Origin of the sequence: Streptomyces sp. URMC 123 (genome assembly GCF_051386515.1) — a bacterium.
GTDB lineage: Bacteria > Actinomycetota > Actinomycetes > Streptomycetales > Streptomycetaceae > Streptomyces.
The window spans coordinates 1-22,432 of record NZ_JBPQTV010000083.1; the positions used below are offsets into that span (position 1 = coordinate 1).

Genomic DNA, 22,432 nt, shown 5'->3' on the forward strand with positions numbered 1-22,432 from the left:
TTCCCCCACCGCGTACCGGCGCCCGCCCCCGTATAGGCGACCCTCCGTACGAGCCGGCGGGACCTGACGCGCCCGCGCGGGGTGACACCCCCGGTTCGAGTTCCCCCGTGACGCCCGGGAGCCGCGCGACGCCATTGCCCGACTCGACGGCCGACCGGACCGCTCCTCATGCCCGCCGCCGCTGACCGCACCGTGAAGAACGAGCTCAGCGCCCGGAGGCCGTGCCACAGTGAAGGCCATGAACCGCGACCGCACCGACGACGGACCGACCCCGCCCCTCGAAGCGGCCGCTTCACCGTCCTGGTCCGTCAGAGCGGCCGCCGGGCGGCGCCTGGCGGCCACCGCACCGGCGACCGGGGCAGCGCCCGAAGCGGCCGAGGCGCTGCTCCGCCTCCTGCTGGACCCTCATGACACCTTTGTGACGCAGGAGACGGCGGAGGCCCTGCTGGAACGCCGGGACGCCTGGGGCCTGCGCATGGTCCTGGCCGCGCTCGCCGCCGCGGACGACGACGCGGCCGATCACCTCGGCGACGCCGTCGACAATGTCTGCCGCCAGTCGGAGGACGACGCGGAACGGCTCGCGGCCCTGTGCTCGGAGCTGGCCTCGGACGCGGATGCCGCCGTCCGGAAGGAGGCGGGCCTGCTCCTCGCCACCCTGCGTTGACCGCTGACCGCTGACCGCTGACCGCTGACCGCTGACCGCGCTCCGCGGAGCGGTCCCGCTGGTGATCGCCCTGACCGAAAAGAGCCGTACCGCTCCGGCGGCCGGTCGGTGATCATGAGGCCATGCGTGGGGGCCCACGCCTGCCGGTCGGTCGACAAGAGGGGGAACTCGTGGCTCGCTGTGGGCGGAAGCGCTGGTGGTCCGGGGCCGTGTCCGCCGTGATGGGCGGGCTTCTCGCCGTCCTCCCGTCACACCCGGCCCTCGCGAGCCCCGAGTCCGGCGGCGGCCACGACCGTACGCAGGCGGCCATGGAGGTAGTGGCCCGCAAGGGCGTCCCGGGCGTGCTGGCCGGCGCATTCAAGGACGGCCGCTGGTGGACGGGGTCGGCGGGGTTCGCCGACGAGAGCGGACGGCCGCCCCGCCCGGACGACCACTTCCGGGCCGGCAGCGTCACCAAGACGTTCCTGGCCACGGTCGTCCTCCAACTGGAGGCCGAGGGCCGGCTCGCCCTCGACGACTCGGTGGAGAAGTGGCTGCCGGGCATGGTGCGCGGCAACGGCAACGATGGGCGCGCGATCAGTATTCGGCAGCTGCTGAACCACACCAGCGGGCTCTACGACTACCTGGGCGATCCGGCCGTGCGCTACGGGGGCACGCAGTGGCTGCCCCACCGGTACGACACATGGAAGCCGGAACAGCTGGTGGCCATCGCGGTCAACCACCCGCCCGCCTTCGCTCCGGGCGCCGATTGGGATTACTCCAACACCAACTATGTCCTGAGCGCGCTCATCGTCGAGCGGGTCACCGGCCGCTCCTACGAGAGCGAACTGCGCCGCCGCGTCATCGGGCCGCTGGGTTTGCGGGGCACTGTCGCGCCCGGCACCGACGCCACGCTCCCGGCCCCCGCGGGCCGCGCCTACACCCAGTACGACGACGACCCCGATCTGACCGTCCATGACGTCACCGAGTACAACCCCAGCATCATCCGGGGCGCCGGCGACCTCATCACCACCACCCGGGATCTCGACCGTTTCCTCGCCGCCCTCCTGCGCGGAGCACTTCTGCCGCCCGCGCAGATGAAGAAGATGACCACGATCGCCCCTCGCAGCGAGGACTACGGGCTGGGGCTGTTCACCGTACCCACGCCGTGCGGTGTCCCACTGTGGGGCCACAACGGCATGTTCGCCGGCACCGAGACCTGGACGCTGTCCACCCGCGACGCACGGCACCGGCTGACCCTCTCCTTCAACACCGACCGGTTCTTCGGCGCGGGGGCCGCCGGTGAGATCATCGCGGCCGAGTTCTGCTCCTCGCCCCCACGGTGACCGCCGCCGCCACCCCCGAGCGGGCGCCCCGGTCGGCTCGTCCGAGCGGTCCCACCCCGGCCCGCTCCATCGTGCCGCGGACCGGGTAACGGATACGAAGGCGGCGCGATCGACGAAATTCGGTATTGCCCCCGGCTGTTCGGTCGCATTAGCATGCATTCCATGACTGCCGGGTCGGCCATGGGCCGCGCACGAGTGAGGCGCCCGGCCTCCACGTGAGGCCGAGGCGGGCGAGAGGCCCGCCGATCTCCTTTCCCCCGCGCTACTCGCGCGACATATTCCCTCGCGCCCCGAGGTTCCCAGAGGGCTTTCGCGGTGCTGGTCACCGCCGCCGTCACCGGACATCCCCGTGATGCCGTGCGACCGCGTGCGCGATGAATCCACCGCCACGCCGGTCGGATGACGCGCGTTCCTCCCTCCTTTTTCCCGCGCGCCTTTTCCGCACCCTTTCCCGCGCGCCTTTCGCATGCCACGCATCGGAATTCCGCATGCGTCGCGAACGCCGTGCGGTGTGTTCACCCTGCCCGCGCACGGTCCGCGGTTCCGCCGTGCGCCATGCCGCCGTGCCCGTACCCGACCGACTTCCACGAAAGAGAGATGCATGCCGAACGACTTCAATCAGCAGGTCATCGAGGAGTTCCGCGCCAACGGGGGCCGCGTCGGCGGCCCCTTCGAGGGCGGCCGGCTGCTCCTGCTGACCACCACCGGCGCCCGCACCGGCAAGCCGCACACCACCCCGGTCGGCTACCTCCCCGACGGTGGCGAGCGCGTCCTCGTGATCGCCTCGGCCGGCGGCGCGCCCCGCCACCCGGACTGGTTCCGCAATCTGCTGGCCCATCCGCGGGTCACGGTCGAGGACGGCGTCTTCACCTATGAGGCCGACGCCGAGGTCCTTGAGGGCGAGGAGCGCGACGCCGCCTTCGCCCGCGCGGTCGAGTCCGACCCCGGCTGGGCCGAGTACCAGGCCAGGACGGATCGCATCATTCCGGTCGTCGCCCTCACGGAGGCCATGAGCGGCCCCCCGATCCCGACCGCGACGACCTGGGGCGGAGCCCTGAAGGCGGTGCACGGCGGGCTGCGCCGGGAACTCGCCCTGATCCGGCGGGAGATCGCCGAGTCCGGCCCCGGCCTCGGCGCTCAGCTGAGGATCAACTGCCTCACGCTCTGCCAAGGGCTCCGCAACCACCACACCGGTGAGGACGCCGCGATGTTCCCCCATCTCGCCGATCGCCACCCCGAGCTCGCCCCGGTCCTGGAGCAGCTGCGTGACGAGCACCGGACGCTCGCCGCCCTCCTCGACGAACTCCGCGTGATCGTCTCCGGTGACGGCACCGTGGACGCCTCACGGGTGCTGCCCGAGGTGGAGCGGCTCACACAGGCGGTGGAGGAGCATCTCCGCCATGAGGAGGAGCAATTGATGCCCTTCCTCGGGTGACCCGCCCGCCGCCCGGCGACATGGAGCGCGCGGCGGGCGCCGGGGGATTGCGACAGGGGCGGAAAGTCGAGCGGGGAACGATTCTCCGCGCCCTCGGAAATTCGTTGCCGCCGACATCTTTCAAGGGCGCCATGCCGCCCATTCCGAACGGGAGTTGCACAGCACGCGGCTTCTCCTGCCCGCGGGCCCGTACGCGAAACTTTTGCCGCTCGGCGGATTTCAGGGGCGTACGGACCGCTGCCCCGGTTGTGTGGACGAAAATCCGCGCCCGTCGCGCACCACCAGCAACGCGAGGAAGTTGTTGTGATGTTGGGGTGGTCGTACTTACGGTGGTGGCGCGGATTTGACCGCTCGTGACTGAGCGAGACGGAAACCGTTCACAAATCCGCGTCAGGCGCGCCTGATGAGCACAACGTCCCCGAAGAAAAAAGGAGTAAGACCATGACGTACGAGCGTCCCACCCTCGCCAAGGCCGGCAGCTTCCGCAAGGTGACCGGGATCAAGAACACCGGCCCCAAGGACGTCCTCGGCGGCAAGCAGTTCCTGTGAGCGGGCGGCCCGTGATCGCCGGGCGGCTTGCGGCTGCCCAGCGGCTCATGACCGCTGAGCGGTTCGTGACCGTCGAGCGGCACGGGCCCGACCGCGGGCCGGACGGCCGCTGAGCGGTCCGGCCATCGGGTGGCGGCTTCGGCCGCCACCCGATCCTCGTCCGGGAGCAGCACCGACCGAAGGCCGAAGCCGTGGAAGAGCACCTGTCCCTCCGGGCCCTCACCGCCTGGTTCGTCGCCCTGCCCGACACCGACGCGGCCGCCGGCCTCGCCGCCCGGGCGGCCCGCCACGCCACCGCGCGGCTGCGCCACGCGTCCGGGCGCCCCTGGCTGCTGGGCCGCTGGACGCCCAACGCCCTCGTGGTGGGGAAGCACGGCGACACGCGCGTCGCCGTCATCGGCGAGCACACCGTCTCCGCGGAGGAGGCCGCCCGCGCCGCCGCGGCCGCCGCGGCGCGGTCCCTGACGGTGGTGGAGCAGTGGAGCACCCGGTGGGACGGCAGCTTCCACCTGGTGGCCAGCGGCGGCGGCCGGGTCCTGGCCCGCGGCGGCGTGGTCGAACTGCGGCGCGTCTTCCGCACCGACCCCGACCACCCGGGCGCCGGCCGCGTGAGCGTGGTGGGAGACCGCGCCGATGTGCTCGCCGAACTGATCGGCGCCGGGCTGGACGAGCGCCGCCTGGCGCTGGAACTGCTCGCCTCCGGCGTGCCCCACCCGCTCGCGGGCGCCCCGATGTGGCAGGGCGTGCACGCCGTCCCCGGCGGCCACGACGTCACCCTCGATCCCGAGGGCCGGCCGCGGGTGACGCGCCGCTGGACGCCCCCCGACCCCGACATCCCGCTCGCCGAGGGCGCCACGCGCCTGCGCGAGGCGCTGACCGCCGCCGTCGCGGCCCGCGCCCGCGGCCGCGACCTGATGAGCTGCGACCTCGGCGGGCTGGACTCCACCGCCGTGTGCTGCACCGCCGCCCGCAGTGGCACCGAGCTCGTGGCGTACACCGCCGCCATCCACGACGAACTCGGCGACGACGTGTACTGGGCCGAGCGGACGGTCCGCGCCCTGGGCGGCATCGAACACCACGTCGTACCCGCCCAGGACACGGCCATGACGTTCGACGGGATCGACACCCTCGCCGACCTCCTGGACACGCCCAGCATCCTCACCGTCGACCGCAACCGCCGAATGCGCATCGTGGAGCTCGCGGCCGCCCGGGGATCGACCCTCCACCTGACCGGCCTGGGCGGCGACGAACTCCTCGCCGGGACACCGGCCCGACTGCACGCGCTGATCCGCACCCACCCCCGTACGGCACTGCGGAACCTGCGTGGCTATGCCGCGAAGTACCAGTGGTCCCGCCGCCGGGTCGCGCGCCAGCTCCTGGACCGCCGGCCGTACCGGGCCTGGCTCGACCGGGTGGCCCGCGAGCTGACCGAGCCGCCCGCCCCGGTGGACGAGCCGCTGCTCGACTGGTCGGTGCCCCCGAGGATGCCCCCCTGGGCCACGGCCGAGGCCGTCGCCGCCGCCCGCGAGCTGCTGCGCGGCCTCCCCGCCGTCGAACCCCGGGGGAAGAACCACCGGGACCACGGGGAGCACCGGGAGCTGGCCGCCATGGACGGCATCTCCCAGTGGACCCGGCACATCGGACAGATGGCCGCGCCCCTGGGCGTCACCGTCGCCGCGCCCTACTACGACGACCGCGTCATCGAGGCGGGCCTCGCCGTCCGGCCGCGGGAGCGGATCGACCCATGGCGGTACAAGCCGCTGATCGTCGAGGCCATGCGCGGCGTCGTGCCGGACGTCAGCCGCACCCGCGACACCAAGGCCAACGCCACCTTCGAGGAGGAGGCGGGGCTGCGGCACCACCGGAGCCGGCTGCTCGCGCTGTGCGAGGAGTCCCGGCTCGCCCGGCTCGGCCTGATCGACGTGCGCGTGCTGCGCGACTGGTGCAGCCGCTCGCTGTCGGCGGAGAGCGAGAGCTATCTGCTCCACCCCACCGTGGCCTGCGAGGTCTGGCTGCGCTCCCGCGAGGCGACACCGCCCCGGCCCTCGGGCCGCGAGCCGGACCGCCACCCCCTGCCCGCTCCCTGACCGCCCCGGCCCCCTGGCCCTTCTTCGAACCGCTCCGAGAGGTGAGCCGATGACCGCGTTGAAGCCCGGCGTCCTGATGACCGAGACCGAGTACGGCATGGCCCTGCTCGACCAGAACAGCGCCGAGTACTGGACCCTCAACCCGACAGCCGCCCTCGTCCTCCAGGCCGTGCTCGACGGCCGGAACACGGACCAGGCGGTGGCGGAGCTGACCACGCGGTACGAGGGCGTCGACGCGGATGTCGCCCGCCATGACGTCGAACGCGTCCTCGACGAGCTGCGCTCCGCGGGGCTCCTCGCCTAGCCCCCCGTTCGAACGGGCCCGTCTCCCCGACCGGACGGTCCCGTTCCGCCGCCCGGGCGGACGCGAAGGTCGCCCGGGCGGCGTCAGGGCCTCGTACGGCGCGGCCCGGACCCGTACGCCCCCGAAGCAAGCCCGAAGGAAGGCGCACACCGCATGACGACCCCGGAAGCGGTCCCCTACCGCCCCCGCTCCGTCCCACCGGCCCGCCGCCTCGTGGCCCGCGTGGCGGTCGGGTGCGCGCACCTGCTGGCCACCCAGCCGCCCGGCCGCATCCGCGCCGTCCTGGCCCGGCTGCGCCGCGGCGCCCGGCCCGCCACCCTCGCCGAGGCGTCGCGTGCGCGGGACACGGTGCTCGCCGTGAGCCTGTCCGCCGGCGGGCTCAAGGGCTGCCTGCCCCGCTCCCTCGCCACCGTGCTGCTGTGCCGCTGGTACGGGCAGTGGCCCACCTGGTGCGTCGGCGTGCGCAGCCGCCCGCCGTTCGCCGCCCACGCCTGGGTGGAGGCCGAGGGCGTCCTCGTCGGCGAGGGCGCCCCGGCCGACTACTTCCAGCGCTTCTTCACCGTGGAGTGAACCGGTGACCGCCGCACCCCCCTCGGGGGCCCCCTCCGGGACCCGGCCCGCCGCCGAGGGCCGCGCACCGGCCCCCGGCGGCGCCCCCCCGAGCGCCCTCGGGGGCCGCGGCCGGTCCGGCCACCGGGCCCTGCTGGAGCAACTGCGGCCCCGGCGCGGCCGCATGCTCGCCGGGGTGCTCCTCGGGCTGCTCGGCAGCACCCTGGGCCTGGCCCAGCCGCTGGCCGCCAAGCGGGTGGTCGACGACATGGGCCAGGGATACGCGGTGAGCGGTCCCGTCCTGGTGCTCAGCCTGCTCGTGGTCGCGGGGGCGGCCCTGGCCGGCCTCGGCCACTACGTGCTGGCGTGGTCCGCCGAGTCCCTCGTCTGCGCCGCCCGCCGCCGGCTGACCGAGCGGCTGCTGCGACTGCGGATACCGGTGGTGGAGCGCACCGAACCGGGCGATCTGATCTCCCGCGTCACCTCCGACACGACGCTGCTGCGGCAGTCCGTGCCGCAGGCGGTGTCCGCGGTGTTCACCGGCACCCTGACCACCGTGGCCACCGTGGTGATGATGGGTCTGCTGGACGCCGTACTGCTGTGCGTCACGCTGGCGGTGGTCGCCTTCGTCGGTGTCCTCGTCGCCCTGGTGGCCCCACGGATCGGCCGCGCCACCCGGCACACCCAGGAGGCGGTGGGGTGCATGGGGGCCGCGCTCGAACGGGTCATGGGGGCCTTCCGCACGGTCAAGGCGTCCGGGGCCGAGCGGCGGGAGGCCCGGGCGCTGCGCCGGGCGGCCGAGCGCGCCCGGGACGCCGGCGTCCGGGCGGCGGCGTGGGAGGGGGTGTCGGCGACCGCGTCGGCGGTCGTGATCCAGGTCTGTTTCCTGGTGGTGCTGGGGGTCGGCGGCGCGCGGGTCAGCTCCGGCGCGATCGGCGTCTCCACGCTCGTCGCCTTTCTGCTCTACCTCTTCACCCTCGCCCCCCGGATCGGCCAACTGGTCGAGGGCGTCGGTCAGCTCCAGATCGGCGCGGCCGCGGCGGTCCGCATCCGCGAGGCGGAGGAACTGGAAGCGGAGGAGCCGGGGGAGCCCGCGGCCGGCGAACCGGGGGAGCCCGTACGGGGTGGGGGCCCGGCCGCCGTGGCCTTCGACCGGGTGCGCTTCGCGTACCGCCCCGGGCTGCCCGCCGTCCACCGCGAGGTCTCCTTCTGCGTGCCCGCGCGGGGGCTGACCGCGTTCGTGGGGCCCTCCGGCGCGGGCAAGACCACGGTCTTCTCCCTGATCGAACGGTTCTACGAGCCGGACGCGGGGCGGGTGCTGCTGGACGGCGAGGACGTCCGGCACTGGCCCCTGGCCCGGCTGCGCGCCGCGATCGGCTACGTCGAACAGGACGCGCCCGTCCTCGCCGGCACCCTGCGCGACAATCTGACGCTCGCGGCCGCCGACGCCACCGAGGAGCGGCTCGACCACGTCCTGCGCCTGGCCCGGCTGGACGGCGTGCTGGCCCGGCTGCCCCAGGGGCTGGACACCGAGGTGGGCCACCGCGGCACCCGGCTCTCCGGTGGCGAGCGGCAGCGCGTGGCGATCGCCCGGGCCCTGCTGCGCCGCCCGCGCCTGCTGTTGCTGGACGAGGCGACCTCCCAGCTCGACGCGGCCAACGAGGCCGCGCTGCGCGACACGATCAGGGACGCCGCCCGGGACACCACCGTGCTGGTCGTGGCCCACCGGTTGTCGACCGTGACCACGGCCGACCGGATCGTGGTCATGGAGGCGGGGCGCGTCCGGGCCGTCGGCACCCACGCCGAGCTGATGACGAGCGACACGCTGTACGGCGCGCTGGCCCGTACACAACTGCTCCATCGCTGACCCCGCCTTCGCGCCGCGGGCCGGCGGCGCCCCGCGCGGAGACGAAACCTCGGTCGTTCTACGGATTTCCGCCGCGAAAACGGCCGTGAGGGGCTTGTGGGCGCGATCCCGCCGCACCGAACGGCCTAATCTGATCTTGGTGGCGGGCCCGGTAAGTCCCGTCGCCCGCCCCCGCGTTGGCCGTATGCCACGCCCCGGGCGTGAAGACAGAAGACAGGGGCAGTCACCCGCCGGTCACCGGTGGACGCCCCGTGTGCTCATGGAGATCCACATGTTGAAGAAGGTCATGGGTACCGCGATCGCGGCCGTCGCCCTCACCGCGCTCCTCCCGGTCGGCACGGCGCAGGCCGCCACCTGCAAGGGCGCCTCGTGCACGGGGCAGAACCCCGCGGCCATGGGCTGCGGTGACGACGCCAGAGTGCTGGACACCGTGAAGCCCGTGGGCGGCGGCCCCGAGGTCCAGCTGCGCGTCTCCTCCAAGTGCAGCGCCGCCTGGGCCCGGATCGGGAAGACCGCCGGCTGGAAGTTCAAGATCGAGACCAAGGGCGGCGCGCCGTACTTCGGCTACGGCAACCTCAACTACGAGGCCTACACCCTCATGGTCAACAACGGTCAGGCGTACCGCGCCTGCGTGGAGATCTATGACGGCGTGGGCGGCAAGTACACCTGCACCAAGTGGTACTGAGCCCCGGGGCCCGGCCTCCCGCCGGGGCGGCCCTCACACCGTGACCGCGCGGCGAACCCGCAGGATGTCGTGGTCGTGGGCGATCGTGAAGCCGCCCTCGGGGTCGGTGAAGTGCCGGCGCACATACGCCTCCAGCTCGCGCCTGGCCGGCGGTGACGCGGCGCCGTCGGCCAGGTCGGGGACGCTCAGCAGGAACTCGGCCACGGCCATGGTGTCCGCCAGATTCGTGGCGTGGAACCGCACGGGCAGCGTCTCCAGGGTGACCCGGCCGAGCTCGCCGGAGCTCACGAGCTCCCGCCGCAGCTCCGCGAGGTCGTAACGGGCGCCGGTGAAGTGGCGCACCATGCGCATGCAGTCGTTGTCGGGGTTCTGCAGCAGGACGAGGAGTTCACCGCCCGGCGCGAGCCAGGACGCGACGCGCCGCACGGTCGGAGCCCAGGACGGCCGCGGCAGGTAGTAGAGCACATGGGAGCACAGGGCCAGATCGACGGGGGAGTCCAGCCGTACCTCGTCGACCGGCCGCGGCAGGATCACCGCGTCGGGGCAGTTCCGCCGCAGCGTCGACCGCATGGGCGCGCTGGGCTCGACGGCGATGACGTGCTCGAAGTGCCGGCCCACATGGCGCGTCGTGGTGCCGTCCGCGGCGCCGACGTCGAGGAACGTCCCCCTCCGCGGCAACCCGCGCACGATCGCCGTCAGGCGGTCGTGCGTCAGCTCCTTCTCGTCGGTGCCGGCCAGGAACAGCTCGAAGGCCCGCGCGTACTCGGCCCCGTCCACGGGCATGACCCGCACCTCGTCCGGGGAACCCTCCGACTCCGACAACGCCACGCCGGCCCCTGCCCTTCGGTCGTCCGCTCCGCGGCTTCCCCGCCTCCGCGCGACCGACCTTGGCAGGCGGCGGAGCCCCCCGGGCGGCGAAGGGCCGACGCTTCGCCCGATTGCCGAGGGGCTCGCCGGTGCACCCGAGGAGCCCACCGGCGCATCCGTGGGGCGCGCGCCGGCCCCCGTGCGCGGCCGCGCCCCCGATGCCTACTTGGTCCAGTAGATGTACCAGTACTGGCCCAGCGGCTTGGCGGACGACTTGCTCCACTGCTGCGCCCGCGCGCCGTTCTCCTTGCTGGAGTTGTTGATCTCCAGCAGCTTGCCGCTGTTCACGTTCATGAACGTGGCGCCCCACTTGGTGTCGATGTCCGTCTTGCGCCACAGCTGGGTGTCGTTGCCGTCCACGCAGGTCCACTGCTGGACCGGGGCACCGTTGTCGGTGCGGGAGTCGGCGACCTCCAGGCACTTGCCGGAGTTGACGTTGATGAGCTGGAAGTCCTCGCTGCCGGCGCGCGGGTACTTCACGCGCCAGTGCGAGGTCGTCTGGCCCTTGCAGTCCCACTGCTGGGCGGGGGCGCCGTTGGCCTTGCTGGAGTTCTCGATCTCCAGGCACTTCATGCTGCCGACATTGGGGTACTGCAGCGGGGCGTCGGTCGGCATGGTGGCGGCCTGGCTCTGGCCGGACAGCATCATCACCATGGCGGCGGCGGACGACGCCACGACCGTCGCCTTCGAACGCATCTTCACTTCTGGCTCGCTTTCACACTTCGTTCCGGGAACGGACGCCCGCCGGAAACGGGCTGGTGCTCGAACGACACGTGGGCGGCCCCGCGCGAGGCGTGCCGCAAGCGGCGTGCGCGAATGAGTCGGACGTCGAACATGGCGAAGCGGCGCGGCGATCCGACACGTCCTCGCGTCGGCCCGTCCCCCTCATCGCCGGATGCGCCCACCCCGGATGAACCCCCCAAGTGCCCAAGAGGCGGCAGAGCCGACATCCCGAGCAATCGCCATGATTCTTGCATACCGCCGCGCCGATTCGATCTTGAGGAGGGCGAGGGCGGTTCCGCGCCCGCGGCCCCGCGATAGATTGCGATCATGCACGCCCAGGACGTACGGCAGCAGGACGTACAGCACGATGAGATCCTCCCCCTCATACCCGAGCCCGAGGACGGCGGCCCCTGGCTGGCGCCGGCCCGGCTGGAGCAGCGGCTCCACGAGCTGTGCCGGCAGGGGGAGGCGGGCGACGACGCCGCCGGGTACCAGTACCTGCGGGTCATCGCCGCCGAGGGGCTCTACCGTCCCGTGAGCCTGGCGGCCGCCCGGAGCGGCGAGGGGGTGCCGCCCCTGCCCACCCCGGCGATGGAGGACGGCCGCCGTCTCGTCCAGGTCTACACCGCCGGCGTGCTGCCCCGGCCGCACCCCGAGGTGGTGTACGAGTTCATCACCCTGGGCGGGCTGGCCGCGATCTGGCCGGAGGACGGGGTCGAGATCCTCGTCGTCAACGGCGCCACCCCGGCCGAGCACTGGTTCCTCGCCGACGAGGAGGAGCGCGAGATCTGGGGCGAGCTCCACGAGGAGCTGTACGACCCGGACGGCATGGGCGACCGCGTCGAGACCCGCCGTACGGGCGCCCCCGCCGACGAGGGCATGCTGCGCGGCCTGGCCTGCGGCGCGCACCTCTGCTACGCCAACGGCGACGCCTGGAACACGCTCAACTGGCACGGCGCGGGCTACAGCAACGAGGTGGAGCGGCTGGCGGAGTCCTGGGGAGTGGAGGGGCGCGACGACTGGCTGGGCATCCAGGAGCGGCTGCTCGACCGCGAGGTCAGCCCCTGGTACTGGGACTTCGTGCTGGGCGTGCGCCACCGGGTCGCCCGGGAGCTGGGCCACACCCGCGTCGACCCGGCGCTGTGGCGCACCCGCGTGGAGATCGCCCTGCGCCAGGAGCTCGCGGACGGGACCGCGGGCGGGGCCGAGGACGCGGCCGAGCGCGAGAAGGAGCTCCGCCCGTTCCTGGCCTTCCTCCACGACCTGATCGACAAGGTGCTGCGGTACGAGTCCCGCTTCCGCGCCGACGGCCTGCTGCCGCCGGACGGATGCGTCCACAGCATCGCCGCCTGGGACCTCGGCCGGGCCTCGAAGATGGCCCGCTGGGGGAGGGGCGCCCGCTACGCGACGGAACCCGAGATGCACGCGGCCGTCGCGCGCGCGGGCGAGGAGGCGCGGCGGGTCTACGCGTCGTGGGAGGAGTTCTCCGCCGGCTACGTCCTCGGGCGGTGCCTCCACTTCGACGAGGGCGCCTTCGGCGACTGGTACACCACTGCCCTCGACGCCCACCGGGCGCTGGCGAGCGACCCGGAGAGCCCCTGGGCGACCGTGCCCCTGCGCTGATCCCGGGCCTGATCCCGGGCCGGGAGGAGGGCCGCGTCGGCCGGTGACCGGAGATGAGCACGTTGGAACGGAGGCATTCCGGGAAGGCGAGTCGATGCCGCTCCGGAGGGCGGAGCGGGATTCATGAGCGAGGAGGGTCGTCCATGTCGAAGGTGGAAGAGTCGGTCGAGGTGTCCGTGCCGGTGCGCACGGCGTACGACCAGTGGACGCAGTTCGAGTCGTTCCCTCAGTTCATGGAGGGGGTGGAGCGGATCGAACAGCGCACGGACACGCTCACCCACTGGGTGACGAAGGTGAACGGTGCGCAGCGGGAGTTCGACGCGGAGATCACCGAGCAGATCCCGGACGAGCGGGTCGCCTGGACCACCGTCGGCGGTGAGGCGCGGCAGGCCGGTGTGGTCACCTTCCACCGGCTGGACGAGGCCCGGAGCAAGGTGATGCTCCAGATGGACTTCGACCCCGACGGGTTCGCCGAGACCGTGGGGGACAAGCTCGGCTTCGTCCGCCGCCGGGTCAAGGGCGACCTGGAGCGGTTCAAGGAGTTCATCGAGTCCCGCGGCACGGAGACGGGTGCCTGGCGCGGACAGGTCTGAGCCACCGCCGCCTGACCCCGGGGCCTCGCGTACCCGGGACGACGGCCCGCCCGCCGGTTCGCCGGGCGGGCGGCCGGGCCGTCGCGGTACGTCCTTCCAGGCTTCTGCCGTCGGAAGAATCGGGCCAGGCCGGCGTGGGCACCCTGCATGATGTGCCGGTGGGACATCTGCCTGTCGACGTGCGCGCTTCACTCCGGCTGTTCGCCTTCTACCTGGCGAACGGCACCGTCGACGTCGATCTGCTCGACGGTGTCGACTACCGTCCGGCTCTCTTCCGGTTCGGCTCGCCCCTGGAGCAGGTCTTCGCGATCTACTGCAATGTGCTCCAGGTCGACGCGAACGGCGAGGTGCTGAACGAAGCGGATGCGCAGTACCGTGCCGCGCAGTGGATACGCGCCCACTGCGACCCGAGCTACCGGGTCGAGCCGCCGTTCCGGGCCTGGGAGACCGAGCTCCACGGCCCCTGAACGGGCGGCACGTCACCGGCGTTCTCGATCCACCGTTACCGCGATGACGCGCCATCCCGCATCGGTGAGATCCAGGCGCAGAAACAACTCCTCGGTGCCCAGCCGCGGCTCTCCGGACTTGGGAGTCGTCGCGGTGCGGTAGACGACCTTCACATGCACGGAGGACGGGGTCGGGCCGGGGAGACTGGTCGGCACCTCGACGGTGGTGATCTCGGTGGTGATCACCGACTTCTCGTCGCGCAGCATTTTCCAGACGCCCTCGGTCCCGAACGGCTGATTCTGCTCCAGGGTCCCGACCAGCGAGCCGGTCGCGTACTTGGCCGCGCGACCCTGTGAATCACCGAAGGACGAATCCGCGCCGTCGCGCGCGTCGTGCTCCGTGAAGGCCGTCGTACTTTACCGGGCCCGCAGGGCCGCCCGTTCGGCCGTATGTGCGGCGGCGTGGAGTGCGCCTCCCCGGGTGGGAGCCCATGCTGACAGTGGGCGCCGAGCGGTCCGAACGAGCCGCCGGCGTCACCGACGCCGGCACGGAAGCCGGCATCAGGGGGTCGGGGCCAGGGGCAGCCGCACCACCCACACGCACAGGGAGAACCCGTGACGTCCACTTCTCAGCGCGCGAACCCCGAACCCCGACCCCCTGGCTCGGGCCGGACCCCCGAGCCCGTAGCGCCCCGGGACGATGGCCCGCCCCCGGGCGACGGCCCACCCACCGGCGCCGCGCCCCTCACCATGGACGGGCTGGCCCGCATTCTCTTCGGGCACGCCGCCTTCCAGTACTTCAACGCCGCCTGCGAGCTCGGCCTCTACGAGGTGCTCAAGGAGAAGCCGGACCTCACCCGCCCGGAGATCGCCGACGAGCTCGGCCTGGCCGAGCGGGCCAATGACATCCTGCTGCTCGGCGCCACCTCCCTCGGCACCCTCACCCTGCGGGACGGCCGCTACCGTCTCGCCCGGATCATCGACGATCTGATGGAGACCCCCGACTGGCAGCGCCTGAAGGACACCGTCGCCTTCGAGCAGTACATCGTCTACCCGGGGCAGTTCGACTTCACCGCCTCGCTGCGCACCAACCGGAACGTGGGCCTGCGCTCCATACCCGGCACCGGCCGGGACCTCTACCATCGGCTGAGCGAGAACCGGAACCTGGAGAAGATCTTCTATCGCTATATGCGCTCCTGGTCCGAGCTGGCCAACCGCCACCTGGTCGAGGTGCTGGACCTGTCGGGCGCCCGACGGCTGCTGGACTGCGGCGGTGGCGACGCCGTGAACGCCATCGCGCTCGCCCGCGCCCACGAGCACCTGGAGATCACCGTCCTGGAGATCGCCCCCACGGCTCCCATGACCGAGAAGAAGGTCGCTGAGGCCGGCCTCGGCGGCCGGATCTCCGTCCTCGCCGCGGACATGCACCACGACCCCTTCCCCACCGGCTTCGACACCGTTCTCTTCGCCCACCAGCTGGTCATCTGGACACCGGAGGAGAACACCCGGCTGCTGCGCCGGGCGTACCGGGCCCTCCCGGACGGCGGCCGGGTCGTCGTCTTCAACTCGATGTCGAACGACGAGGGCGACGGGCCCGTCGTGGCCGCCCTGGACAGCGTCTACTTCGCCGCGCTGCCGGCCGAGGGCGGCATGATCTACTCCTGGGCCACGCACGAGAACTGCCTGCGGGAGGGCGGGTTCCGCTCCGTCGAGCGCATCCCTCTGCCCGGCTGGACGCCGCACGGCGTCATCATCGCCACCAAGTGAACCGCCACCGGGCGCTCACGTCGCCAAGCGCGTCGCCACCGGGCGCTCACCGCTTCCGGCGGAACCCCGCCGAGCCGCTCACGGCCACGGCTCGGGCACGTACACCGTCGCCTCCCGCACCCGGTCCACCACATCGCGCAGGCTGCCCCGGCGGGCGAGCGCCCGCCGCTGCCGCTCGGCGCCCCCGTGAGCCCCCGGCCGCCGCAGCACCGCGGCCACATGCGCCAGCTCCCCGTACGCGCGCAGCACGGGAGCGGTGTGGTCCAGCAGCCGCCGCGCTGCCTCCGCCGCGGGCAGCAGCCGCCCGTCGCGCAGATCGATGCCGTGGCCGGAGCAGCCGTCGCGCGCCGCCCGCCAGTACGCCGCCCGCAGCAGCGTGTCGCACACCCGCGGGCCCGGGTCGCCGTCGCGCACCCGCGCGAGCGCCGTGACGACCAGGGCGCGGACGAGCACGGCGAGGACGGCGGCGTCCCGGGCGTCGCTCACCACGTCCATCACCCGCACCTCCACCGTCGGCAGATGGGCGCACGGCCGCACGTCCCAGAACAGCGTGCCGTCGTCGAGCGTGGTGCCGGTCCGCCGCAGCACCCCGACGAGCCGGTCGTACTCCTCGGCGTGGGCCAGGTACGGGGGAGGGCCCGCGATGGGCCACCGGCCCGTGACGATCGTGCGCCAGCTGGCGTACCCGCTGTCGCGGCCGTGCCAGAACGGCGAATTCGCCGCCAGGGCCGCCAGCGTCGGCAGCCACGGCCGCAGATGGTTGCCGACCAGCACCGCGTGCTCCCGGTCCGGCACCTCCACATGCGTGTGGAAGGCACAGACGGTGTGCTCGTCGTTGAGCGCCCGGTACAGGTCGGCGCCGACCCGGAGGCGGGGGTCGTCCCGGAAGGGCGCGGGCTCGGGCGCGGCCGTGATGGGCGTGCCCGAGGCGAGGAGGTGCAGCCCCTCCGCGGCGGCCGCCGCGGACACCTCGGTGCGCATCCGGGCGATATGGCGGTACACCTCGCCGAGGGTGCCGCAGGGCGGGGTCTTCCCCTCGATCTGGTACTCGGTGAACTCCCCGGACACCAGGTCGCCGAGCGCCCGCCGGGCCCGCTGCAGGACCTTCGAACCGAGGGCGGCGAGCGCGCCCGTACGGGGGTCGACGAGGAAGTACTCCTCCTCCACCCCCAGCCTCGGCGCCGGCGGTACGGGGGCGGGCCTCGGAGCCGGCGCTATGTCGGCCGGCCGCGGCGCGGGCCGTACGGGGACCGGGCCCGGCGCCGGCGACGCGTCGGGCGCTCGGGGCCGCTGACCGCCGGTCGCTGCCATACCTCTCCCTGCGGACCGCGCTGCCGGCCCCGGCCAGGGTGTCGGGGGCGGCGCTCGGGCCGATCATCGCCCGTGGCGGGGGGCGGGTTCAAGCAGCCGCCCGCCGGTGGGCGCGTCCACGAGCCGCCACCCCGGGGGCGTCACGGCAGCGTGAGGATGCGCGGCCCTTCCTCCGTGACGGCGACCGTGTGCTCGATGTGCGCGGCCCGGCTCCCGTCCGCCGTGCGCAGCGTCCATCCGTCGGCGTCCGTCCGGTAGTCGTCGCTGCCGCCGGCCATCAGCATCGGTTCGATGGCGAGGGTCAGGCCGGGGCGCAGCGGGAAGCCGCGGCCGGGCCGCCCGCGGTTCGGCACGTGCGGGTCCTCGTGCATGCGCCGCCCGATGCCGTGACCGCCGAAGTCCCGGGGCATGCCGCAGCGGGCCTCCCGGGCGACGGTGCCGATGGCGTGCGAGATGTCACCGATGCGCTGCCCCGCGGTCGCCGCGGCGATGCCCGCGTCCAGGGCGCGCTGGGTGGCGGCGATGAGTTCCAGGTCCCCGGGGCGCGGCGTGCCGACGACGAAGCTGACGGCCGCGTCGCCGGTCCAGCCGTCCAGCTCCGCGCCGCAGTCGATGCTGACCAGGTCGCCGTCGCGCAGCCGCTGGTCACCGGGGATGCCGTGCACGACGGCGTCGTTGACCGACGCGCAGATCACTCCGGGGAAGGGGACGGGCGCGAAGGAGGGCTGATAGCCCAGGAAGGGGGAGCGGGCCCCGGCCTCGGCCAGTACGGTGCGGGCGGCCTCGTCCAGTTCCCGCAGCGACACGCCGACGCCCGCCGCCTCCCGTACGGCGGCGAGGGCGTGCGCCACCACGCGCCCCGCCTCCCGCATGGCCTCCAGCGCCGTATCCGTCTTGATCTCCACCATCGCGGCGGCTCCCCATCCCTTGGTGTCCAATTGTTATACCGGTATTGGTATCACGGTATTAGTATCACGGGCATGGTGAGAGTTCCCTTGACCCCCTGGGAGCGGCAGCGCGGTGAGCGGTTCGGCGCTCTGCTGCGCGAGGCGCGGGGCGAACGCAGCATGGTGGAGGTCGCCGCGGCGGCCGGAGTGTCGGCGGAGACGCTGCGGAAGATCGAGACCGGCCGGGCCCCGACCCCGGCCTTCTTCACCGTGGCGGCTCTGGCCGCCGCGCTGGGGCTGTCCCTCGACGAGCTGGCCACGGAGTGCGTGGCGGGCTGGGACGGCCTCGACGAGGGAGGCGAGCACGCGCTGTCGGCGTGACGAGGCAGTCGGCGTGAGCAGGTCTTCGGCGTGACGAAGGGGCGCGGGAGCCGGCGCCGGGCCCCGACCGGCGCCGCCCCACGGCCCCCTTCACTCCCTTCGCTCTACTTCCTTCGCTTCACTCAGCGCATTCCGGCCGCTCCCTGTCAGGGCCCGCGGTGGCGCAGCAGAGCGTCCGCGATGGCGACCTGCGCCGGTTCCAGCGCGCCCTTGCCGTCCTCGATGTCCCACAGCGCGTTCTGGAGCACGCGGCCGAGCGTCCAGCCCGTCGCCCGCCGCCGGTTTAGCCCCAGGGCCTCGGTCAGGAGGTCGAAGCGGCGGAGCACCGTACGCGTCGTGTCGCCGCCCGCCACCACCCGCTCCCAGCGGATGTCCATGGCCGGCAGCAGCTCGAAGCCGGGGTCTCCGGCGAGCGGTTCGGGGTCGATGGCCAGCCAGGGCTCCCGCCGCCCGGCGAGCACATTGCCGTCGTGCAGGTCCCAGTGCAGCAGGCGGTCGCCGGATTCGCCGATCAGGTCGGCCACGGCGGACGCGCAGACACGCACCAGCCGCCGCTCGGCGGGGTCGCGCAGCGCGGGCACGGCGCGCGGTACGTCCTCGAGCATGGCGCCGGCGACATCGGCCAGGCGGCGCAGGCCGGGCGGCGCGGGCACCGCGGCCAGCCGCGCCATCAGACCCGCGAGGACCTCCATGGCCGCGTCGTCGTCGGCCACCGACGACAGCGGCCGGGCCGCGTCGAGCCGCTCCAGCAGCATGGTGCCGGTGTCCGGGTCGTGCTCCAGCAGGTGGACCACGCCGTCGCCGTTCCAGGTCCGCAGGCCGAGCGCGGCGCCGGCGGTCTCCTCGGTGACCTGCTGGAGCTTCAGCGCGGCGGGCGTTCCGTCCGCGCGGGTCACCGGCAGGACGAGTGAGGCCGCGCCGTGTCCCGCGGGGCCGTCCGGCCGCAGCCCCCAGCGGTCCAACGCGTCCGCGGCCAGCGCGGGCAGGGCGGCGAGCCAGGCGCGACCGGACGCGCTGCCCCGGCCGTACGACGCGGCGAACGCGGCGGGGACGGCGATGGCCGTCGATGAGTTCATGCTGAATGCCTCCTTCGTGGGTTCGGGCTCACGCGGTGTACGAAGGAGGTTCACGGGGGTGCCCGGCAGTCGGGCAGGCGTCACAGCACGAGCCCACCCTATCCGGGGAGGCGGCGGAACTCGCCGCCGGGCGGGCCGAGTACGGGCGAGACCTGGTTCTGATTGCGGCAGCACACGAACCAATCACATACTGATCACATACCGGCCACATACTCAACAGAACGAAAGATCGTGCGAAGATTCCGCCACCCGGTCATGCAGGACCGGGTGATAAGGGGAAACTTCGTGAAACGAACCATCATCAGATCCGCCGTGGGTGTGGCGCTGGCCGGGGCCATGGCGGTCGCGCTCGCGCCCTCCTTCTCGGCGGGTGCGGCGGAGGGCCGCACGGTGGACGACGCGACGGCCGAGTCCTTCGGCCGTCTCGCCGGCGCCGTCCTGACCGAGCGCACGGCGGCGCTCGTGGACAACAAGCAGTCGGACAAGCAGTCCGACCAGCAGCGCACCGCGCAGGCCGGCAAGAACAAGAAGGTCCGTCTGTCGTCCGGCCTCGCCCGGAACGAGGACGGCGCCCTCTCGTCGCTGCGGACCCGCAAGTCGCGGCTCGCCTCCCTGGGTGAGGCGTACTCCGCCGCCGACACCCAGGTGACCGCCGACAAGCCCGTCGTCAAGAACGGCCGGGCCACGGTCCAGGTCACCGAGACCACGACGCTGACCTACAAGAAGGTCCGCGGTGACGAGCCGGCGACCACCGGCTTCACCGCCCACCACGAGGCGAGCTTCGCCCGCACGCCCTCCGGGACCTGGGAGCTGACCGGCATCCAGCCCAAGGACGAGGGCCCGCGGGCGATCAACCAGCCCGTGGCGGCCCCGGCGGCGCAGGTGAACCTCTACCCGAGCGGCACCCCCGCCTCGACGTCGTGGCCCGCCCGCCCGCAGCCGAAGAAGATGAGCGGCACGGGCTACAACTACGCGGCCATGGCGTCCTACGCGGAGAAGTACTGGCGGAACTACAACCCCGCGTACCGCAAGTTCAACGCCGCCGGCGGCGACTGCACGAACTTCATCAGCCAGGCCCTGCGGGCCGGCGGCTGGAAGGACGCGCCGGGCCCGTCCGACGACAACCGCTCCTGGTACTACGCCACCAACGGCCAGTCGGTGTCGTGGGTGGGCGCCAACGAGTGGTCGTGGTTCACCCTCTCCTCGAAGCGGGCGACCAACCTCGCCAACGTCTACCAGATGGACGTCGGTGACATCCTCCAGCTGGACTTCGACCGTGACGGGTCCAAGGACCACTCGATGATCACCACGTATCGGAGCCGGGCCGGCGTTCCGTACATGACGTACCACTCGACCAACACCTACCGGAAGTCGGTGGCGAGCATCATCGCGTCCAACCCGGACGCGGTCTACTTCGCCTACCGCACCTGACGGTTGGGCCGTTCGAACCCCCGCCGCCCGGCGCCGAGCCGGGCGGCGGTGTCGCTTCTCGCGCCGTGACCCCGGGGCACCTCCTCCCGCCCCGGAATCCCCGCTGTCAACCAGGGTTGACGGCGCCCGACCTGTCAACGTAAGTTGACGGCATGAGCGAAGCGACCGATCTCGCCACGCGTGCGGGCGACCGCGACCCCCGGGTCGGGCTGCGGGCCGTGGCCGCGCTGCGCCGACTGCTGGAGCAACTCGAAGCGGTCCAGGTCAGAAGCGCCCGCGCCCAGGGCTGGTCATGGCAGGAGATCGCGGCCGAACTCGGCGTCAGCCGGCAGGCCGTCCACAAGAAGCACGGGAGGCATTGATGTTCGAGCGGTTCAGCGAGAGTGCCCGCGACGTCGTCAAGGGGGCCGTCGCCCACGCGGAGCGGTCGCGCGCCGACTCCGTCACCGAGGAACACCTGCTGCTCGCCCTGCTGGACCTGGAGGGCACGCGGTCGTCGTACGGCTTCTCGGTCCTCGGCGTCGCCGACCGACGGGCCTCCGTGCTGGCTGGGCTGGCGGACGCGCGCCGGCGCGCGGGCCTGACCAAGGCGGATGCCGAGGCCCTCGCGGACATCGGCATCGACGTGACGGAGATCGTGTCCCGGGTGGAGGCGGTCCACGGCGAGGGCGCGCTGGCGGGCGATGCCCGGCCCAAGCGGTGGTGGTCGGGGCGCCGGCCCTTCACCCGCACCGCGAAGGACGTCCTGGAGCGGTCCCTGCGCATCGCCCTGGGCCGGGGCGACCGCCACATCGGCGACGAGCACCTGCTGCTCGCCCTGGTCGCCCGCCCCGGCGCGGTCGCCGACGTCCTGGCGGAGCACGGCGCGACCTACGCGGCCGTGGAGCAGGCGATGTTCGGCGCCCCGGGGCGCACGGCCTGACGCGACCTCCCGGGCGACGGTCGGCAGGGGGGCCCGACGGCCCCGGTCACAAGGCGCGAACGCCGCCCGCCGCGCTCCCGCCACCCGCCGTACCGCCGCCGGCCGCCGCGTCCCCGTCGTCCGCGCCGGTCGCCACCGGGGGGCCCGAGGGGAGCCCCCACTCGCTCCAGGAGCCGTCGTACACCGACAGCGCCCCGTAGCCCGCCAGTTCGGCGCCCAGTGCCAGGACACAGGCGGTGACGCCCGACCCGCAGCTGAGGACGAGCCGCTTCCGGTCGCCGACGACGGCCGAGAAGGCGGCGCGCAGCTCCGGCGCGGGGAGCATGCGGCCGTCCCGCTGGATCTCCCCGAAGGGCAGGTTCACCGCTCCGGGCATATGGCCGCCGCGCAGCCCGGGGCGCGGCTCGGGCGCCGTACCGGCGAACCGCTCCCGGGAGCGGGCGTCGACGACCGCCGCGGCCGGGTCGGCCAGCGCGGCGGCCACCTCGCCGCTGTCGACGAACAGACCCGGCCGGGGCCGCGCGGTGAAGTCGCCGCGGCGGTCCGGGGCCGCGGGCGGGCCGCTCTCCAGCGGCAGCCCCGCCGCGGACCAGGCGGGCAGTCCGCCGTCGAGCACCGCGACCCGGTCGCAGCCCATCGCCCGCAGCATCCACCACGCGCGGGCGCTCGCGTAGATGCCCGCCGCGTCGTAGACGACCACGGTGTCGCCGTCGTCGACACCGAGCGAGCGCATCTCCTCGGTGAAGTGCTCGGCCCCGGGCATGGTGTGCGGCAGGGGAGAGGAGTGGTCCGACAGCGACCCGTCGATGTCGAAGACCCGAGCCCCGGGGATGCGCCGCGCGGAGCCCCGGTGCGCGCCCACCGAGGCGTCGAGCACCACGAGACGCTCGGTGCGCAGCCACCGGGCGAGCAGGGCCGCGTCGACGAGCGGCCCGGGGAG

General features: G+C 73.4%; 24 protein-coding genes. 17 read left to right on the forward strand and 7 right to left on the reverse strand.

What is annotated here, in order from left to right; all coding sequences use genetic code 11:
* Positions 1–238 precede the first annotated feature (238 nt).
* The 9 genes from ACSNOD_RS12760 to ACSNOD_RS12800 all read left to right on the forward strand — a co-directional run bounded on the left by ACSNOD_RS12760 (position 239) and on the right by ACSNOD_RS12800 (position 9,465).
* Positions 239–664 (forward strand): HEAT repeat domain-containing protein, encoded by a 426-nt coding sequence (locus ACSNOD_RS12760; protein WP_436766993.1) that lies wholly within the window; start codon positions 239–241, stop codon positions 662–664.
* Between the two features lie 308 nt (positions 665–972).
* The gene (locus tag ACSNOD_RS12765) at positions 973–1,989 is read left to right on the forward strand and encodes a serine hydrolase domain-containing protein (RefSeq protein WP_436766994.1); all 1,017 of its coding nucleotides are present in this window, start codon (positions 973–975) and stop codon (positions 1,987–1,989) included.
* Between the two features lie 601 nt (positions 1,990–2,590).
* Positions 2,591–3,424, forward strand: coding sequence for a nitroreductase/quinone reductase family protein (locus tag ACSNOD_RS12770; protein ID WP_436766995.1), 834 nt, complete (start codon positions 2,591–2,593; stop codon positions 3,422–3,424).
* Between the two features lie 441 nt (positions 3,425–3,865).
* Positions 3,866–3,973, forward strand: coding sequence for a keywimysin-related RiPP (locus ACSNOD_RS12775; RefSeq protein WP_436766996.1), 108 nt, complete (start codon positions 3,866–3,868; stop codon positions 3,971–3,973).
* Between the two features lie 191 nt (positions 3,974–4,164).
* Positions 4,165–6,060, forward strand: coding sequence for a lasso peptide isopeptide bond-forming cyclase (locus ACSNOD_RS12780; protein ID WP_436766997.1), 1,896 nt, complete (start codon positions 4,165–4,167; stop codon positions 6,058–6,060).
* Between the two features lie 49 nt (positions 6,061–6,109).
* Entirely contained in the window at positions 6,110–6,364 is a 255-nt protein-coding gene (locus tag ACSNOD_RS12785; RefSeq protein ID WP_436766998.1) for a lasso peptide biosynthesis PqqD family chaperone, read from the forward strand.
* Positions 6,365–6,517: 153 nt separating this feature from the next.
* On the forward strand, positions 6,518–6,934 hold the full coding sequence (locus ACSNOD_RS12790; RefSeq protein WP_436766999.1) for a lasso peptide biosynthesis B2 protein: 417 nt from the start codon (positions 6,518–6,520) through the stop codon (positions 6,932–6,934).
* A 163-nt stretch (positions 6,935–7,097) separates the two neighbouring features.
* Positions 7,098–8,780, forward strand: coding sequence for an ABC transporter ATP-binding protein (locus tag ACSNOD_RS12795; RefSeq protein ID WP_436767014.1), 1,683 nt, complete (start codon positions 7,098–7,100; stop codon positions 8,778–8,780).
* A 271-nt stretch (positions 8,781–9,051) separates the two neighbouring features.
* Positions 9,052–9,465, forward strand: a complete 414-nt coding sequence (locus ACSNOD_RS12800) for a DUF2690 domain-containing protein (protein WP_436767000.1) — start codon at positions 9,052–9,054, stop codon at positions 9,463–9,465.
* A 33-nt stretch (positions 9,466–9,498) separates the two neighbouring features.
* Here ACSNOD_RS12800 and ACSNOD_RS12805 read toward each other — a convergent pair whose 3' ends face one another.
* Positions 9,499–10,293, reverse strand: coding sequence for a class I SAM-dependent methyltransferase (locus ACSNOD_RS12805; RefSeq protein WP_436767001.1), 795 nt, complete (start codon positions 10,291–10,293; stop codon positions 9,499–9,501).
* A 201-nt stretch (positions 10,294–10,494) separates the two neighbouring features.
* A complete protein-coding gene (locus ACSNOD_RS12810; RefSeq protein ID WP_436767002.1) occupies positions 10,495–11,028 on the reverse strand; it encodes an RICIN domain-containing protein in 534 nt (177 codons plus the stop codon).
* Between the two features lie 354 nt (positions 11,029–11,382).
* Between ACSNOD_RS12810 and ACSNOD_RS12815 the strand changes: the two genes are divergently transcribed.
* From ACSNOD_RS12815 to ACSNOD_RS12825, 3 genes are all read left to right on the forward strand, one after another.
* A complete protein-coding gene (locus tag ACSNOD_RS12815; RefSeq protein ID WP_436767003.1) occupies positions 11,383–12,678 on the forward strand; it encodes a DUF1266 domain-containing protein in 1,296 nt (431 codons plus the stop codon).
* Positions 12,679–12,821: 143 nt separating this feature from the next.
* Positions 12,822–13,271, forward strand: coding sequence for an SRPBCC family protein (locus ACSNOD_RS12820; protein ID WP_436767004.1), 450 nt, complete (start codon positions 12,822–12,824; stop codon positions 13,269–13,271).
* Positions 13,272–13,429: 158 nt separating this feature from the next.
* Positions 13,430–13,738 carry a DUF7677 family protein gene (locus ACSNOD_RS12825; RefSeq protein WP_436767005.1) on the forward strand — a complete coding sequence of 103 codons (309 nt, stop codon included), beginning with the start codon at positions 13,430–13,432 and terminating at the stop codon, positions 13,736–13,738.
* A 12-nt stretch (positions 13,739–13,750) separates the two neighbouring features.
* Here ACSNOD_RS12825 and ACSNOD_RS12830 read toward each other — a convergent pair whose 3' ends face one another.
* Entirely contained in the window at positions 13,751–13,984 is a 234-nt protein-coding gene (locus tag ACSNOD_RS12830; protein WP_436767006.1) for a hypothetical protein, read from the reverse strand.
* 483 nt (positions 13,985–14,467) lie between these two features.
* On the opposite strand from ACSNOD_RS12830, the gene ACSNOD_RS12835 reads away from it, so the two are divergent.
* The gene (locus tag ACSNOD_RS12835) at positions 14,468–15,484 is read left to right on the forward strand and encodes a methyltransferase (protein WP_436767015.1); all 1,017 of its coding nucleotides are present in this window, start codon (positions 14,468–14,470) and stop codon (positions 15,482–15,484) included.
* Positions 15,485–15,562: 78 nt separating this feature from the next.
* On the opposite strand, the gene ACSNOD_RS12840 is transcribed toward ACSNOD_RS12835, so the two are convergent.
* Both ACSNOD_RS12840 and map read right to left on the reverse strand, forming a co-directional pair.
* A complete protein-coding gene (locus ACSNOD_RS12840; RefSeq protein ID WP_436767007.1) occupies positions 15,563–16,795 on the reverse strand; it encodes a carboxylate-amine ligase in 1,233 nt (410 codons plus the stop codon).
* A 140-nt stretch (positions 16,796–16,935) separates the two neighbouring features.
* Positions 16,936–17,703 carry a type I methionyl aminopeptidase gene (gene map, locus ACSNOD_RS12845; RefSeq protein WP_436767008.1) on the reverse strand — a complete coding sequence of 256 codons (768 nt, stop codon included), beginning with the start codon at positions 17,701–17,703 and terminating at the stop codon, positions 16,936–16,938.
* A 72-nt stretch (positions 17,704–17,775) separates the two neighbouring features.
* Between map and ACSNOD_RS12850 the strand changes: the two genes are divergently transcribed.
* Positions 17,776–18,063, forward strand: a complete 288-nt coding sequence (locus ACSNOD_RS12850) for a helix-turn-helix domain-containing protein (protein ID WP_436767009.1) — start codon at positions 17,776–17,778, stop codon at positions 18,061–18,063.
* A gap of 146 nt (positions 18,064–18,209) precedes the next feature.
* Here the strand turns inward: ACSNOD_RS12850 and ACSNOD_RS12855 are convergent, their stop codons facing one another.
* Complete coding sequence (locus ACSNOD_RS12855; protein ID WP_436767010.1) at positions 18,210–19,139, reverse strand: aminoglycoside phosphotransferase family protein; 930 nt, start codon at positions 19,137–19,139, stop codon at positions 18,210–18,212.
* A gap of 336 nt (positions 19,140–19,475) precedes the next feature.
* On the opposite strand from ACSNOD_RS12855, the gene ACSNOD_RS12860 reads away from it, so the two are divergent.
* From ACSNOD_RS12860 to ACSNOD_RS12870, 3 genes are all read left to right on the forward strand, one after another.
* Positions 19,476–20,570 (forward strand): amidase domain-containing protein, encoded by a 1,095-nt coding sequence (locus ACSNOD_RS12860; RefSeq protein WP_436767016.1) that lies wholly within the window; start codon positions 19,476–19,478, stop codon positions 20,568–20,570.
* A 152-nt stretch (positions 20,571–20,722) separates the two neighbouring features.
* On the forward strand, positions 20,723–20,932 hold the full coding sequence (locus ACSNOD_RS12865; RefSeq protein WP_436767011.1) for a helix-turn-helix domain-containing protein: 210 nt from the start codon (positions 20,723–20,725) through the stop codon (positions 20,930–20,932).
* Positions 20,932–21,492 carry a Clp protease N-terminal domain-containing protein gene (locus ACSNOD_RS12870; protein ID WP_436767012.1) on the forward strand — a complete coding sequence of 187 codons (561 nt, stop codon included), beginning with the start codon at positions 20,932–20,934 and terminating at the stop codon, positions 21,490–21,492. Before ACSNOD_RS12865 ends, ACSNOD_RS12870 begins: the two co-directional genes overlap by 1 nt.
* Before the next feature lie 46 nt (positions 21,493–21,538).
* Here ACSNOD_RS12870 and ACSNOD_RS12875 read toward each other — a convergent pair.
* A partial coding sequence (locus ACSNOD_RS12875) for a sulfurtransferase (protein ID WP_436767013.1) occupies positions 21,539–22,432 on the reverse strand: 894 nt, incomplete at its 5' end.

Excerpts from the sequence above, each read along its gene's own strand:
- ACSNOD_RS12795 (WP_436767014.1), top strand. The coding sequence starts at position 7,098 with ATGCTCGCCGGGGTGCTCCTCGGGCTGCTCGGCAGCACCCTGGGCCTG.
- ACSNOD_RS12785 (WP_436766998.1), top strand. The coding sequence starts at position 6,110 with ATGACCGCGTTGAAGCCCGGCGTCCTGATGACCGAGACCGAGTACGGC.
- ACSNOD_RS12820 (WP_436767004.1), top strand. The coding sequence starts at position 12,822 with ATGTCGAAGGTGGAAGAGTCGGTCGAGGTGTCCGTGCCGGTGCGCACG.
- ACSNOD_RS12810 (WP_436767002.1), bottom strand. The coding sequence starts at position 11,028 with ATGCGTTCGAAGGCGACGGTCGTGGCGTCGTCCGCCGCCGCCATGGTG.
- ACSNOD_RS12870 (WP_436767012.1), top strand. The coding sequence starts at position 20,932 with ATGTTCGAGCGGTTCAGCGAGAGTGCCCGCGACGTCGTCAAGGGGGCC.
- ACSNOD_RS12855 (WP_436767010.1), bottom strand. The coding sequence starts at position 19,139 with ATGAACTCATCGACGGCCATCGCCGTCCCCGCCGCGTTCGCCGCGTCG.
- ACSNOD_RS12860 (WP_436767016.1), top strand. The coding sequence starts at position 19,476 with ATGGCGGTCGCGCTCGCGCCCTCCTTCTCGGCGGGTGCGGCGGAGGGC.
- ACSNOD_RS12865 (WP_436767011.1), top strand. The coding sequence starts at position 20,723 with ATGAGCGAAGCGACCGATCTCGCCACGCGTGCGGGCGACCGCGACCCC.
- ACSNOD_RS12770 (WP_436766995.1), top strand. The coding sequence starts at position 2,591 with ATGCCGAACGACTTCAATCAGCAGGTCATCGAGGAGTTCCGCGCCAAC.
- ACSNOD_RS12835 (WP_436767015.1), top strand. The coding sequence starts at position 14,468 with ATGGACGGGCTGGCCCGCATTCTCTTCGGGCACGCCGCCTTCCAGTAC.
- ACSNOD_RS12850 (WP_436767009.1), top strand. The coding sequence starts at position 17,776 with ATGGTGAGAGTTCCCTTGACCCCCTGGGAGCGGCAGCGCGGTGAGCGG.
- ACSNOD_RS12760 (WP_436766993.1), top strand. The coding sequence starts at position 239 with ATGAACCGCGACCGCACCGACGACGGACCGACCCCGCCCCTCGAAGCG.
- ACSNOD_RS12830 (WP_436767006.1), bottom strand. The coding sequence starts at position 13,984 with ATGCTGCGCGACGAGAAGTCGGTGATCACCACCGAGATCACCACCGTC.
- ACSNOD_RS12765 (WP_436766994.1), top strand. The coding sequence starts at position 973 with ATGGAGGTAGTGGCCCGCAAGGGCGTCCCGGGCGTGCTGGCCGGCGCA.
- ACSNOD_RS12800 (WP_436767000.1), top strand. The coding sequence starts at position 9,052 with ATGTTGAAGAAGGTCATGGGTACCGCGATCGCGGCCGTCGCCCTCACC.
- map (WP_436767008.1), bottom strand. The coding sequence starts at position 17,703 with ATGGTGGAGATCAAGACGGATACGGCGCTGGAGGCCATGCGGGAGGCG.
- ACSNOD_RS12790 (WP_436766999.1), top strand. The coding sequence starts at position 6,518 with ATGACGACCCCGGAAGCGGTCCCCTACCGCCCCCGCTCCGTCCCACCG.
- ACSNOD_RS12775 (WP_436766996.1), top strand. The coding sequence starts at position 3,866 with ATGACGTACGAGCGTCCCACCCTCGCCAAGGCCGGCAGCTTCCGCAAG.
- ACSNOD_RS12840 (WP_436767007.1), bottom strand. The coding sequence starts at position 16,795 with ATGGCAGCGACCGGCGGTCAGCGGCCCCGAGCGCCCGACGCGTCGCCG.
- ACSNOD_RS12815 (WP_436767003.1), top strand. The coding sequence starts at position 11,383 with ATGCACGCCCAGGACGTACGGCAGCAGGACGTACAGCACGATGAGATC.